This window comes from Enterobacter cloacae complex sp. ECC445 (assembly GCF_021892025.1).
Classification (GTDB): domain Bacteria; phylum Pseudomonadota; class Gammaproteobacteria; order Enterobacterales; family Enterobacteriaceae; genus Enterobacter; species Enterobacter chengduensis.
Genome location: NZ_JAKLRZ010000003.1, coordinates 255,878 through 269,956 on the forward strand (window position 1 = coordinate 255,878; position 14,079 = coordinate 269,956).

At 54.5% G+C, this 14,079-nt stretch carries 13 protein-coding genes and 2 pseudogenes; 4 read left to right on the top strand and 11 right to left on the bottom strand.

Going from position 1 to position 14,079, the window contains the following annotated elements; translation table 11 throughout:
- Position 1 precedes the first annotated feature (1 nt).
- The 3 genes from sufA to L6R44_RS04750 form a co-directional block, all read right to left on the bottom strand.
- Positions 2-370: a Fe-S cluster assembly scaffold SufA gene (sufA, locus tag L6R44_RS04740; protein ID WP_008500631.1), complete on the bottom strand. Its 369-nt coding sequence runs from the start codon at positions 368-370 to the stop codon at positions 2-4.
- A 313-nt stretch (positions 371-683) separates the two neighbouring features.
- Positions 684-1,412 carry a MerR family transcriptional regulator gene (locus L6R44_RS04745; RefSeq protein ID WP_237423431.1) on the bottom strand — a complete coding sequence of 243 codons (729 nt, stop codon included), beginning with the start codon at positions 1,410-1,412 and terminating at the stop codon, positions 684-686.
- A gap of 188 nt (positions 1,413-1,600) precedes the next feature.
- Positions 1,601-2,815, bottom strand: a complete 1,215-nt coding sequence (locus L6R44_RS04750) for a diguanylate phosphodiesterase (protein ID WP_032639925.1) — start codon at positions 2,813-2,815, stop codon at positions 1,601-1,603.
- 337 nt (positions 2,816-3,152) lie between these two features.
- Between L6R44_RS04750 and ycgZ the strand changes: the two genes are divergently transcribed.
- The 4 genes from ycgZ (at position 3,153) to fdhF (ending at position 6,367) form a co-directional block, all read left to right on the top strand.
- On the top strand, positions 3,153-3,392 hold the full coding sequence (gene ycgZ, locus L6R44_RS04755) for a regulatory protein YcgZ (RefSeq protein ID WP_032639923.1): 240 nt from the start codon (positions 3,153-3,155) through the stop codon (positions 3,390-3,392).
- 4 nt (positions 3,393-3,396) lie between these two features.
- Positions 3,397-3,717 carry a hypothetical protein gene (locus L6R44_RS04760; protein ID WP_237423432.1) on the top strand — a complete coding sequence of 107 codons (321 nt, stop codon included), beginning with the start codon at positions 3,397-3,399 and terminating at the stop codon, positions 3,715-3,717.
- Positions 3,718-3,746: 29 nt separating this feature from the next.
- Complete coding sequence (locus L6R44_RS04765) at positions 3,747-4,025, top strand: biofilm/acid-resistance regulator YmgB/AriR (protein ID WP_023311323.1); 279 nt, start codon at positions 3,747-3,749, stop codon at positions 4,023-4,025.
- Positions 4,026-4,216: 191 nt separating this feature from the next.
- Positions 4,217-6,367 carry a formate dehydrogenase subunit alpha gene (gene fdhF, locus L6R44_RS04770; protein ID WP_237423433.1) on the top strand — a complete coding sequence of 717 codons (2,151 nt, stop codon included), beginning with the start codon at positions 4,217-4,219 and terminating at the stop codon, positions 6,365-6,367.
- 54 nt (positions 6,368-6,421) lie between these two features.
- On the opposite strand, the gene L6R44_RS04775 is transcribed toward fdhF, so the two are convergent.
- The 8 genes and pseudogenes from L6R44_RS04775 to L6R44_RS04810 all read right to left on the bottom strand — a co-directional run bounded on the left by L6R44_RS04775 (position 6,422) and on the right by L6R44_RS04810 (position 14,077).
- Positions 6,422-7,858 carry a capsule assembly Wzi family protein gene (locus tag L6R44_RS04775; RefSeq protein WP_237423434.1) on the bottom strand — a complete coding sequence of 479 codons (1,437 nt, stop codon included), beginning with the start codon at positions 7,856-7,858 and terminating at the stop codon, positions 6,422-6,424.
- A 14-nt stretch (positions 7,859-7,872) separates the two neighbouring features.
- Complete coding sequence (locus L6R44_RS04780) at positions 7,873-8,505, bottom strand: helix-turn-helix transcriptional regulator (protein WP_237423435.1); 633 nt, start codon at positions 8,503-8,505, stop codon at positions 7,873-7,875.
- A 50-nt stretch (positions 8,506-8,555) separates the two neighbouring features.
- On the bottom strand, positions 8,556-8,714 hold the full coding sequence (locus L6R44_RS04785; RefSeq protein ID WP_154231962.1) for a hypothetical protein: 159 nt from the start codon (positions 8,712-8,714) through the stop codon (positions 8,556-8,558).
- A gap of 25 nt (positions 8,715-8,739) precedes the next feature.
- Positions 8,740-9,258, bottom strand: coding sequence for a fimbrial protein (locus L6R44_RS04790; protein ID WP_045890025.1), 519 nt, complete (start codon positions 9,256-9,258; stop codon positions 8,740-8,742).
- 5 nt (positions 9,259-9,263) lie between these two features.
- On the bottom strand, positions 9,264-10,211 hold the full coding sequence (locus L6R44_RS04795; RefSeq protein WP_237423436.1) for a fimbrial protein: 948 nt from the start codon (positions 10,209-10,211) through the stop codon (positions 9,264-9,266).
- 10 nt (positions 10,212-10,221) lie between these two features.
- Positions 10,222-12,746: pseudogene (locus L6R44_RS04800) on the bottom strand (fimbria/pilus outer membrane usher protein).
- Between the two features lie 49 nt (positions 12,747-12,795).
- Positions 12,796-13,467 (bottom strand): annotated as a pseudogene (locus tag L6R44_RS04805) (fimbrial biogenesis chaperone); the annotation flags it as partial.
- A 79-nt stretch (positions 13,468-13,546) separates the two neighbouring features.
- Positions 13,547-14,077: a fimbrial protein gene (locus L6R44_RS04810; RefSeq protein WP_237423556.1), complete on the bottom strand. Its 531-nt coding sequence runs from the start codon at positions 14,075-14,077 to the stop codon at positions 13,547-13,549.
- Positions 14,078-14,079: the final 2 nt, after the last annotated feature.

Below are 14,079 nucleotides of genomic sequence, written 5' to 3' on the forward strand. Positions count from 1 at the left end.
CCTATACCCCAAAGCTTTCGCCGCAGCCGCATTCGTTCTGGGCTTTCGGGTTATGAAATTTAAACAGCTGGTTTAAGCCTTCGCGGACGTAGTCCACTTCGGTGCCATCTATGAACGGCATGGCCTGCAGCGCAACGTACAGCTTCGCGCCGTCGGTCTCGAATACGAGGTCATCTTTTTCGGGTTCGGTGACGGTATCGAGCACGTAGCCGAAACCTGCGCAGCCGGTCTGTTTGACGCCCAAACGCACGCCGAGGATCTCCGGCTTTTTCGCCACCAGCTCATGAATATGTGCCGCCGCCGCTGGCGTGAGCGTTAAACCGCGCCAGGCAAAATCGGCAGGATTAAAGGTTTCTGAATGCAGTTCCATAGGTCCACCTCATCTGATAAGCCATCAGGGCATAACGCCATGTTAGTGATAACGATTATCACTTCAACCCCCTGTCAGCAGGGGCATTGGGCTAAACCGCCCTTTTTGACTACTTTTATTAAGCATAGACCCTGTGGCAGGATGCAGGCAGGATGGATTTAATTGTTCAATGCATTGATTAATAATGCATTTTGTTATGGGGTTTGAGGCGAAGAGAAGAAAAGTAAAATATGCATCGGAAATGCCTATTTTTGAGATAGCCTCTGTTCAGAAAAGAACAAAAACAAAAAAAGGCCCTCAAGGCCTCTTACACTCAGTGATGAAAGGTGACAGCAAATCCCTGCTCACGCCAGTGATCGAGCTGTTCCTGCTGCCGGGGCGTGGGGGATTTCCCCGTCCAGACAAAGATTTTTTGCCCCGGAAACAGTTCAGGACGCGGCGAATCAATGGGTTCTGCCAGAACGTCAATGTGCCAGCCTTTCTGCGATAAGCGCGCGGCTTCCAGCCACAGGTGGGTGCGATCGTCGCACTCCCAGCCAATCAGGAGAGCGTCTTTACCGGCTTTTTTTCGGGACTCCGCCAGGATGGCGATCGCGAATTCAATCAATACGCCGTCGAGCAGGCTCGCCATATGGCGAACGGTATTTTGATCCTGGTTCATCCGCTGACGGACGGGTGAGATGATATTGTCAATCAGCGCGTCCGTCGCGTGATCGCGGCGGAACTCGGCTATTTTGGCGCGCAGCTTTGCCGGGCTGGCGTAGCGCAGAACGGTCATCATCTCTTCCTGGAAAGAGACCCAGTTGCCCTGCGTCAACACTTCCTTATTTTCCAGCAAGGCTTTCACTTTGCCGACCGAAACGCCGCTTTTCATCAGGCGTTTGATCTCTTCAATACGCAGGATATCTTCATCGTCAAACTGACGATGACCCCCTTCGCTGCGCTGCGGCTTCAACAATCCATAACGGCGCTGCCAGGCACGCAGCGTAACGGGGTTGATACCGCATCGTTCGGCCACTTCGCCGATACTGTAATAGGCCATTAACTCCCTCACGCTCAGAACTTCCATACCTAACTACACCAACCTTATCAGATTGTACATACCATTTGTATAACTAAGACCGCATTTTGCTCAGGTGAACGGACCGCTTTCCCCCTCACCTGTTAGTACATTGTTGTATAAAATTTGCCATTCGTACAGCTAACTCTACCTGGCAGTGTATAGCTTTATCAAAATTCGAACTTTTTCTCAGGCCACGCAATCGCCGGAATGCCGCCGTGCCGGGGGCTGGCAAAAAGATGTCCCTGGAATTGGGAAATTCCCGCAGATTCCAGCCACATCCACTCTTCCGCCTTCTCTACGCCCACCGCGCAGAACTGAATTTCCAGCGAGGAACAGCATTTGATGATCGACTGAATAATGGCCTGTCGGGGGCCGCTTTTATGCACGTTTGCCACCAGATCGCGATTAATCTTAATTCTGTCCGGCTGGAACTGGGCCAGCAACTGGAGTCCCGCAAAACCGGCGCCAAAGTGATCGATCGTCACGCTGATGCCCGCGCTTTTAAGCTGCCTGACCGAATCGGTGAATTCGTCAAAACGGGAAATGGCTTCGCTTTCGGTAAACTCCACCACAATTTGCTCGGGTACAAATCCGTTTGCTTCAATCGCGGTGAGCAGAAAATCCACGGCGTTGGGGATGTTAACCAGCGTCATGGGCAGCAGGTTCAGGGATAGCGTCTGGTTCTGCAGCCCCAGCGCGCTGGCCATGGCGAGCGCCACCTGTTTGCTTTGTAAATCCGAGGCATAGACGTCGGGGCGATGCGCGAAATAGGCTCCCGGCGAGTCGCCGTCAGGCGTGCGGATAAGCGCCTCCCAGGAGACGACCTGCTGCATAAACGGGTCAACTATCGGCTGGAATGCAAAGCTGCAGTCTGCCCCCTTCGCGACCACCTCCGGCTGCGCGGATAAGGCCGTCTCTTCGGGAACGAAATCCCATGAATCCGCCGGCGGCAGCTCAAAGTAGTTGGCTTTTTCCGTGGCCTCGACAAAGGTGCGGAAAAACTGCAGAGGGCGATCGTTATACGTCAGCTGGTAGCGCGTCGTGCCTTTGTCCAGCACCTGCTGCAGTACCTCATCCCTGTCGAAGTTGCGCAAATCAAAAAGCTCCATACCCACGTTGCCAAAGCGTCGTACAGGCCCGTGATCGCGCATCAGCTCTACCACGTTATGGTGGCGCGGGTCGTTGCAAATCTGATCATAAATGGCAGACACGTGTTCCACTGGCCCTTCAAGCAATTGAAAAAAATGTGTGCCGTTAAACAGCAGGATCCCCGTGACATTGGATTGCCGATTTTTACTATTTGCAGCAGCGACCATTGATTCCAGCGCTTTCACCGGAACGTCCTCGCAGATATGACTGCGGTAAATGATGGTAGTGAGCATGCTTTTCCTGGGGTTAGGGTTTTGACCACCAAAAAGGTGGGTAAGAATCATTTATAGCACATTAATTGGCTGACAAATAATTTACATCTCAATCGTTTACGGCAGTTACTGATACTTTTTTCTGTGGTGTACAACTTATCAGCGGCCAGCCTTTTTGTACAATATATTCTGTAACGTTACCGCTTCATGACAAGCTTTTAATGTAATGAATAATAAGGACTTTATAAAAAATATCATAAAAATATTAAAAATCTGTACATTTTCTATGTACAGATTTAGAAATTATGTATACCTTAATTGTAACGTTAGTGATTACAAAATTTTACAGGAGCGAAACATGCAGCAGAAAGGTTACGTCTCAGATTCCGCAGCAGCTATCGCACAGTACTTCGAGAAGGCCACGCTACCTACCCAACAGGAGACGCTGGGCCAGGTTGTTGTCGAAATTCTCAGCGACGGGCGAAACCTTAATCGCAAATCGCTCTGTACCAAACTGCTGAGCCGCCTCGAAAAGGCCGATGGGCCGGAAGAGGAAGCGCATTACCACATGCTGCTTGGTCTGCTCTTCGAACGGTAAGGTTATGAATAGCAGTGACGCAGACCGACTGATCGACCAGCTTATCGGCGAGGCCGTTCTTTCACTCCTGAAAGAGCGGGGGCCAGTGACAACCGAAGGATTGCTGCTGCGTCTGCGGGTAATGAAAGAACATGAAAAGGATCCCCAGCGGCGGGAGACACTTGCGGTGGTGATTGCCGAAATCGGCTCAAACAGCATCGCCTTTACACGTCGCAGAACCGCGCAAGGACGAACGAAAAGAGAGGGACCTCTCAACGATAACAGAGACAATGTAGTGCCGTTATTTGGAAGTGGAAAACCGTCCGACCCCAAAAAAATACATTGACTGCAATTTAACAGCTACGGTGAGAACAAATGAGACAAAATATTCAGCTTCAACCCGAATACCATTCTGCTTTTCTGGACAGTGCCCTGTCGGAGTATTTCCGTCACGCAGGCGATCGTTTTGCTGAAGAGTCCGCTGTTTTTTCTACTGCAGTACGCTGTGTCCTGGCCTCAGAAGGTCATCTGTCTAACAAAGCGATCATCCTCTGGCTGATCCAGACGCTTGAAGCCACCCACGACGTGGTACAGGCGGATGTAATTCGTAAAACGCTGGAAATCGTGGTGGGTTACACGATGGACGATCTGTAAGCTCATTCTCTCCACCTTCCCCTCACGTGTCATCGTCAAAACTGACGATCCGTCTGACGATGACACGCGCCCTTCTCCACAACGCCCTGTAAAACAAGCAAAATCAAGCTGGCACGGTTCCTGCTTACCTCCGCTTACGGGACTGGAATTTTCAGTTAACTTTGCTTCATTTCTTAACAGGTCTGTTATTGATGAAAAAGATCGCCAGCGTCTGCCCATACTGTGGTGCAGGCTGTAAATTAAACCTTGTCGTTGAAAATAACCGTATCATCCGAGCCGAAGCCGCAGAGGGCGTCACAAATCAGGGCACCCTCTGTCTGAAAGGATTTTACGGCTGGGACTTCCTTAACGATACCCGTCTGCTCACCCCACGCCTGACCCAGCCGATGATCCGCTACCGCAAAGGCGAGGCATTTACCCCCGTTACCTGGGAAGAGGCTATCCGCTACACCGCCCACAGGCTCGGCAGCATTAAAGCGCAGCACGGGCCGCGGTCGATCATGACCACCGGTTCCTCCCGTGGAACCGGCAATGAAACAAACTATGTGATGCAAAAATTTGCCCGCGCGGTGCTGAACACCAACAACGTGGACTGCTGCGCGCGCGTCTGCCACGGCCCTTCCGTGGCCGGTTTACAGGAAACGCTCGGCAACGGCGCGATGAGCAACTCAATCAACGATATTGAACACTCCAAATGCCTGCTGGTGTTCGGCTATAACTGCGCGGATTCCCACCCTATCGTTGCCCGCCGGGTGCTGAAAGCGCGTGAAAACGGCGCAAAAATTATCGTCTGCGATCCGCGACGCATTGAAACGGCGCGTATCGCCGACCAGCATCTGCAGCTGATAAACGGCAGCAACATGGCGCTGGTTAACGCCTTTGGCTACGTGCTGCTGGAAGAAGAACTGTACGACAAGGACTACGTGGCGCGCTTTACGGAAGGGCTGGAGGCCTACCGACAAACGGTAAAAGACTATGCGCCGGAGAAGGTCGAACATCTGACCGGCATTCCCGCCCGCGACGTTCGCCAGGCGATGCGCACCTTCGCGGCGGCCTCTTCTGCGACCGTGATGTGGGGAATGGGCGTGACCCAGTTTGGTCAGGCCGTGGACGTGGTTAAAGGGCTTTCCAGCCTGGCGCTGCTGACCGGCAACCTCGGCCGCCCTGCCGTCGGCGTCGGGCCGGTGCGCGGCCAAAACAACGTCCAGGGCGCCTGCGATATGGGCGTGCTGCCGAACATGTTCCCCGGCTATCAGGCGGTGACCGATCCGGCGGTCAGGCAGAAGTTCGCCGACGCGTGGGGAATCGACGTCAATAAAATGGACGATCGGGTCGGGACGCGCATCACCGAAGTGCCGCACCTGGCGCTGGAAGGCAAGATCAGGGCCTATTACATCATGGGGGAAGATCCGCTTCAGACCGAAGCCGATCTAGGCCTGGTGCGCAGCGGCTTTGAGGCGCTCGATTTCGTCGTGGTGCAGGACATCTTTATGACCAAAACGGCAGAAGTGGCGGACGTTCTGCTCCCGGCCACCTCCTGGGGTGAACACGGCGGCGTCTTTACCTGCGCCGACCGGGGATTCCAGCGTTTTGGCCAGGCCATTGAAGCCAGCGGCAACGTCAAGCGCGACTGGGACATCATTAGCCTGCTCGCCACCGAGATGGGCTATCCGATGCACTACGAGGATAACCAGCAGATCTGGGATGAGATGCGCGAGCTGTGCCCGCTCTTCTACGGCGTGACGTATGAAAAAATGGGCGAGATGGGCCACGTGCAGTGGCCGTGCCCGACGCTGGATCATCCCGGCACGCCGTACCTGTACAAAGGCAATCAGTTCGACACCCCAACCGGTAAAGGGCAACTCTTTGCCGCACCGTGGCGCGCCCCGGCGGAAACCCCGGATGCGGATTTCCCGCTGGTGCTCTGTACGGTACGTGAAGTGGGGCACTACTCCTGCCGCTCGATGACCGGTAACTGCGCCGCGCTGCAGAGCCTGGCCGACGAGCCGGGGCGGGTGCAAATGCATCCTGCCGACGCGGAAAAAGGGGGCATCAGGGAGGGGCAACTGGTCTGGGTGCGTTCGCGTCGCGGCAAGGTGATTACCCGCGCCAGCATTAGCGAGCGCATCAACGCCGGGGCCGTCTATATGACCTACCAGTGGTGGATTGGCGCCTGCAACGAGCTGACTCAGGATAATCTCGATCCCGTCTCGAAAACGCCGGAAACGAAGTATTGCGCGGTTCGGCTGGAGGCGATAGAGGACCAGCGCTGGGCGGAGGATTTTGCCGCATCCTCTTATCAGACGATGAAAACGCGGTTGATTAATGCCGTGAATGTCTAAGGACAATGCCGGGCGGGGGCGCCTGCCCGGCACTGACGATGGTTTCGCGATAAATCAGGGCTCACTGGAGAAAAAAAGCTGCAGCTGGAGACCCGTATCGTTACGCTCCCGGTCGCTCTGCGTGAACCACGCTCCTGAGGCTACCGTAACGCTATCGGATATCGGCGTCTGCCAGGAGGCCTCGATCCCTTGCAGCGTCTCGTTACGGGGATAGGCCTGGTTGAACGACTGCGAGGTACGGTTCAGTCGAGCCCTCACGCCACGCAGGCTGAGCCGCTCGTCGTTCTCAAATACCCACTCCACGCGCGCCGCGAACCGCGTGCCGTCACCGCCCATTGCATCGGCCAGCGGCCAGCCCTGCTGATAAAAACCGCCGCGATAGCAGTAGTGATAATAGATCGCCCCGGTCTCTTTCATTTGCGAACGGGTATCCGCCGCTTCAAGCGCCCAGTTCATCTGGCTATTTCCCGCAACATTGTGCCCTTCTATGCCGCCCAGCCAGGCGTTATGGGAGGGCAAAAATCCCGCTTCATCATCACCCACAACCTGGCCATACAGGCTCACCGGAATCGCGAGCAGGCTGGCTAAATGCACGCGAAAATCGATGCCGCCAAGCTGGTCTCCCGGATCGCTTTTCTGGTTTCCGGTATTATCCTGCCCGAATAACGCATCCCGGAAGGACGCGTAGTTTTCCGGGCGCCCTTTTCCCCCCCACAATATCTCGCGGGATAGCGCCAGCGCCAGCGCGTTACCCGGCGAAAAGGCCACTCTGGCTCCTGAAAGCTTCGGCCGATCCGGATGCGAATATTGTCGGATCTGTCCCGTGAAAATTTGATATTGCCAGGCCCCTAACCCTGCAAGCCAGGGGCTCTCGAAAGGCTGGGGATCATCGCGCTGCATCATCAGCCCCACTACCGGACGTGCTGAATCAGAGCGGATCAGACTGGCATCATTTCCAGGGCCCCACCACTGCGGGATCTCGCCGAAGCTTAACCACTGGTTGGCCAGACGCCACGCCGCATAGCTGCCGTTTGGGTTAACGCTGGACGCGTCAGCGATCCACTGCCGTCTCTCAATATTTCCCTTCAGGGTAATATCCCAGTCGTTATCATTCATGCCGATAGCCGCGCTAAACGACTGCCCCGCGGTATGCCCGGCGTCCATACCCGCCGGGAGCCGGTTGCGACCCGTCGCGGCAAAAGCCGAAACCTGTCCCGACGATTTGAGCTGCCGTAACCGTTTTTGGATCCGGTGAATAACCCGCAGGTTAACGGGATCCTCGCTGGCGCGGAGCGTTAACAGCGCGTTTTGGATTTCCGCCTCACTCAGGGGCCACGTTGAGAGATCAAGGCGGATTAACTTGCGGTCGGACAACCATGCCAGATCGTCACGCAGGGCGCGGTCGTTGACCACCAGGCCTGCAGAAAATCCCGGGCATGAAAAAAGGCAGAGGGCAAACGCCACCGTGCTATTAGCGAAACGCGTCAACATATCAATCCTGGAAATTATCGGTTCAGATACTGGTGAAAGATATTTGCCCAGCTATTCTTCTCTGCCATTCTGTTAAGCAGCTTTATTAATTCATAATCGCTTCGTAAATGAAATTTGTGCATCAGCATATATTTATGCGTAAAAACCGTTTTATCACTGATGCATAACTCATTCGCTATGTCGTTGACCGACAATCCTTTATAAAAGCCAACCATAATGCGAATCTGCTGGGGTGATAATGTTTTCTGCTGGCACTCGAAACACGAAATCGAAGGGCGCCGATATTTATTTAACAGGGCAATCCGCCAGGCGTTAAGGAGCACAAGACGTACCTGCGACAGGGGCGCTCTTCTTGAAATGAAAATAATATCCTGAAAGCAGGATGGCAACGCTTCCAGGCCGGTATCCTCTTCAACAATACCGATGATGATGCCCTGCTCCCGCGCCTGCAGCTCGGGAAAACAGGTGAAGTATTCTCCCTGGCACAGCGCAAGCACGATGACATCAGCCGCTCTGATGCTGTCCGCTGTAAAATCAAATGTAAATGTAACGTCCTGCTGCGCGACACGTGAAAAAAAATCCCTAAAAAAATACTGCAAGCCAGACTGAAATAAGACATCAGCCTCGCTTATTAAAATATTGACCATTTTTATGCCACGGCGTTGTTAAAATAAAGAGTTGAAGTAATATTTTTAAATTACAGATCGGTCATCACATGACACTCAATTTTCGCAAGCGCATTATTGCCTTGATCCCAGTCAGCCGTTTTAATCACCGGCTCTTTAAAGGCCCAGATAATAGACGCCAACAGGATCAGAACGGTACATCCCTTTAACATAAGGCGAATAAAATACATATCATCTCCGTTAGTCAAAAGCGCATCAGTTATACTGCAGGGTAAGAACGACAGCCGCGCTTATCGTCCCCGGCGTTGCACCGCCCGCAACCGATTTAACCCTCGCCTGCATGGCTAACGTCGCCGTTCTGTCTGCGGCAATATTTTGGGTGAGGCTTGATCCCGTCCCCAAAAGCGCATCGCTGCCCATCGCCGTCATCGCAATGGCAACGTTTTCTGCCGTACCGCTGTTCTTGTAATACCCAGCGCCGGCAACCGGATCGGGCGTTCCGCTAAAGGTTGCCGTTACGCTGCGGGTACCCGCCGGGCAAAGGGTGAACAACAAATCAAAGGCCACCGGATCGGAAAGCGATCCCGGCGTAACCATATTGGTCGCCTGAATATTGCCGAGATTAACGTCCAGACGGGAATTCCCTCCATTAAATACGCAGGGAGAGGCAACAATATTGCCGGTGACGCTGACGTTAACGCTGTCCGCGGCAATCACATGGCCGCTGATTACCGCCGCGAGGAACGCTGCCGTACGCATGATATTCATCGCCATCCCCTTTACTGGTAGGTCAAATTTAAGGTTGCTGACGCATTTGCGGTGCCGGGCTCTACGGTCGTTTGCGTCTGATAATAGCGCGCCGTTAAGGGGAACGCTTCCTGGCCACCAGCCGCGAGTTTTAACGGCAGCCGGGTATTGAGCTGAAGAGGCGTACCGTTATAGAGCAGCTGGACGCCAACGCCTTTCGCCGCGCCGGTACTCCCTTGCCCCGTCAGCGCCAGCACGCTCGTCGTCGCAACGTCCGGATTCTGAATACCGCTGAGCGATACGTTGACGTTCGCTCCCGCATCGCAGTTAAGCCCCAGATTCTGCGTATTTTGGGCGCCCGCAGGCGTGGTGCCTGCCGTTGATCCAAAAACTGCGGCAGAAATATCACCTATCGGAAACGTCAGCTGCGGCGTTGTAATCGTGCAGGCCAGGACGTTAATGGTTCCGCCCAGCAAAGTGGTCGTAAGGCCCTCTCGATAAACGCCGTCACTGCCCTGCAGCATCACGACGCCCAGCACGCCTGGCGTCAACGCCCCTGACGAGACCGGTCCGGTAACGATAAGTTCTATTTTACCGCCCCACCATTCGACATAGCTGGCCTGCGCACTATAGGAAAAGGTATTGGTCGGGTTTTCAAAATAATTCCCCGATGAAAAGCGCACGCCAATGCCGCTTACGTTGGTGTCATAGACATGATTACCATACGCGCTCAGCGTCGCATTGAGGTACCGCATACTAAATCCCAGCATTAATGGATTGGTGCAGCCGGTTAAATACGACGACGTCACCGTCGCATTGCGCGAAAATAACACCGTGCCCACCGCGACATCGCGCTGTACCGTCAGGGTGCCGATGGACAACGTGGATTCCTGCGGCGTAATTGTCGTACAGGTTCCAGCCCGAGCATTGCTCCAGCCTGCTGCGATCCACAGCAGAAATATCATGTAAATTAAGCGCATTTTAGACATCCTAAACGCAAGGAACGTTAATTTCGGTCATTCCACCCGCCGCCGACTCAGGGGGAAGCGCGTAAGGCGCGCGGCATTGCCGATCGCTTTCCGCTCCCCAGGTGACGAAGACGGTGCCCTGATTCGCCAGCCCGGTGAGGTAGGCCTGGCCTTTATCGCCAACAATAACGCCGCCGTCGGCGCCTTTCAGGCTTGCCATTGCGCCAAAGGGAACAGGATGGCCGTTATGCATTAAGTTAAATAACACCCGTCGCCCCACCCTCGCCGTATAGTCCGCCAAAACGAGCGCGCCACGCGTCGGCGTCACCGTTCGGGTGTTAATATCCAGCTCAACGTCATCCGGCAGGCTTTCCGGGGCAAGCGTGACGTCGTTTTACGGTAAACGGAGAGAGTACTGACCGCCGTATACCCTCGGTAATCCGTTCTGACGCCCGGTTGATTACGAATAGCTACGCCGCGCGCGCCCGGAGCGCGAATCAGAACATTGGTCTCACCCAGGGGCTGGGAAAGCGTCATTCCGTCCTGATGGGCCAGGATCCCGCCCTGCAGGCCGTAGTTGAGGCGCTCGCTGTGTTTGTCATAGCTATAGCCCGCAGTGACTTCACCGTAGGTGCCCTTATAATCACCGTTCATATTTCCCGTGTAGCCAACGCCGTCCGAGCCGTATCCCTGCTGCACGTTCCAGTTCAGGGCGTGGTTTTCCAGCGCCACGCCGTTCAGACCGATATTGTGCGTGGTGCCGCTATTCTTGCTGGTGCTCACGCCATAGTTAGCCCAAGTTTGCGGAAAAAACTTCTCAAGAGGAATACTGACGTTAAAGGCCAGGAGCTGGTCGTAGTCGTAGCGTTTATTGCCATCACTTGAGCCCGCACTGCCGTTTTTGCTGTAGGTCCAGGTGATGCCGTAGCTGATGTTGTGCCAGTCGTTGCTGTAACCGAGGCTGTACGACGCCATCGTTTTACCCGAATTCCAGTAGTCTTCGCGGGCCGCGCTCAGCGTCAGCGAGCCCAGGCTGGGCCCCAGCGTCTGGCTCATCGTCAGCTCGGCCCGGTTGCGGCGGCGGTCCTGAAGCGCGGCGCTGTCGCCCCAGGAATCGAGGATCTCCTGCATGCCGTAGTAACCGCGGGTCGAGTAGCGGTAGCCCGCTATCGAAAAATGGGTGCCGGTGCCCACAACGTTTTTGCTGTAGCGCGCGCGCCAGGACTGACCGTTGGACTTATCGCCGCCCTGCGGAGTAGACCAGGCCTGGGTCATATCCGCAGAAATGGCGCCGAACTCGCCCATATTTTTCCCGAGTCCCGTGGCGATCGACTGATATTTACTCGACTCCTGCAGCCCGCCATAGAGCGTGAGCCCATAGGGCAGACCATAAATGCCCGTGATTTGCCCGAAAGGCGTCTTCTCCACGCTGCCGTTATATGAGCGGTATTGCCCGCCTGTTAGCGCATACTTGAGCCGTCCTTCGCGCTGTAAAACCGGTAATGAAGCGTACGGGAGGGTGAAATGCTGCTCGCTGCCGTCGGCTTCTTTCACGGTGACGTCCAGATCCCCGGCCCCGCCCGTGGGGTACATATCGGCGATCTCAAAAGCGCCCGGCGACACGTAGGTCTGATAAATCTGATAGCCGTTTTGACGCACCACCACCTGGGCATTGGTACGCGCGATTCCCCGTACCACGGGCGCATAGCCTTTCAGCGAATCCGGGAGCATGTCGTCATCCGAAGCCAGCTGTCCGCCGCGAAACGGCATACTGTCGAACACGTCGGCTGGCGCGGAGCTATCCCCCAGGGTGAGCTGCGCCCTGAGCGGAATGATGGCCCGTTGTGCATAGGTGTAGACGGTATCCCATCGGTCCTGGCCGTTCTCACCCCGCGACCAGGTGGTGTAATTTCGCAGTCGCCAGGGGCCAACGTTGAGGCCAGGGCGCAGGTTGGCATACTGACTGTCGCTGTTTTCGCTGCCGTTTTGTTTTGCCCGGCTGTTTGCGCCACTCAGGCTGTAATTCAACATGGCGGCGGTAATTCCTTCATCCCACAGCGCTGGCGAGACATACCCGCGTGCCGGCAGGTCAATCGCGGCCCGGGGAATGCTGATAATCAGCCGCTGTGCGGCAAACTGAAAATCGGTGCTGGCGTGAGGGATCGCCCGCAGGTTGACGCAGGATGCGCCCTTGCTGGCTAAGTCGGGAAAAAGCGCGGTTTTGACTCCCCATCCGCTAAGCTGTTCAATACTCAGACAGGGCTGGAGGCTATCGCCCTCCTCCCCTTCTTTTACCGAGGTGAAATCAATATCGCGGGTCTCGATGAGCTGGTCGTCAAGAATGATGTCAACGTGGTATTTCCCTGGTGCCTGCGAACCTGATTCAAAAGCAGATAAATCAGCTTTCCCCGCGCCCGGGTTGTCCAGTTCAACCAGTTCGGCGTTGAACGAGTCCCGGGCGTAAACCGTCTGCACTGCATTAACCAGCGCAAAGGCGATACAGATTGCCAGACGCGCAGGCTGCATTATTTTCGTTTTTGTTGCCATCATCATTAACCTGAGCTGATAGGAGGATCGCCGCTTCTGATAAATTAAAACTGGCCTGATGTAATATTCCGGGGCTGCCGTAATCATTAATGACTTTGAATGCAATCTGGTTACCCGTGGCACCCGCGGGTAAGGTAAATGCCGCCATTGCACCCGGCGCTACCCACGAAACCTCATCCAGTTTTTTATTACCGACGCTTATTTCATTAAAGTTGATAACATAGGGCGTGGGGTTGGCGACCATGAGCTTATTTCCGCTGCGCGACCAGGTTAATTTATTCGCCTGATCTTCCGGTGTTGACGCTTTCAAACCTGCCGGGCGATAAATCAGCTTGATGCGCGTTTTCACGGCAATTTGCAGCGAGTTTGCCTGTTTCGAGGCAGACGGTATCGCCTTAATATTCAGCCAGAAGAGACTTTCTTTTTCCTGAGGCAGCGAACCCGACAATAAAATACGCTCAATATTTTGCTGACCACCCTCCAGTCGATATAAAGGCGGCGTAACAATAAATGGCGCTTTATTAGCATTACCCTCTGGCATTTCGACCCAGGACTGGATTAAGTAAGGCACGCTATCGGCATTATTAATGCTGATTGAGGCCTCCTTTTTTCCACCGTCAAAAATCACGCGGGTACCGCCAATAATGACCCCGGCAAAAGCGTTCGAAAACGATGCCGTCAAAGCGGCAGCAATGAGCAGGGTCTTGCTAATAAAATTCATGTTACACCTCTTGAAACACGGGGGCAGCGGCCGCCCCCGCGCAGAACGTCGTGGAACCGACTCGGATTCTGCTTAATGACTAGTTATAAACAACGGAGAAATTTGCTACGGAGTTTGCAGGACCGGCAGTCACCGAAGCCGCCGTTGAAATATACTGCGCGTAGAAATTGAGCGTATTGTCGGCGCTGCTGCTTAACGCATAGCTGTAGCTGTTACTGCCGTGCAGCGGCAGGTCTGCCTTATCGGCGGTCATCAAATTGATAGCAACGCCCGTTGCCGCGCCTGCGACGGAGGTATCAATCGCCAGCAGATCGGCGTTAGTCAGGTCAGGCGTGCCGTCAAAACGGACTTTAGCACTGGAGACCGTGACCGGGCAGTTCTTCAGAACAATATCGAATTTCGTTGCCGCAGTTCTGGAGCCTGTTGCCTGAAATTCTGTTTTATTGTAATCACCTAATACCACCACCTGGTTTTGAGAGGCAACCGCAACATCGCAGGCGGAATCCAGAATGTTACCGTTAAAATTAACGGTTCCTGCAGCAGCAAGTGCATTGCCGATCATTAAGGCGGAACCTGTCGCCACCATCGCTAAAATAATGTTCTTTTTCATCA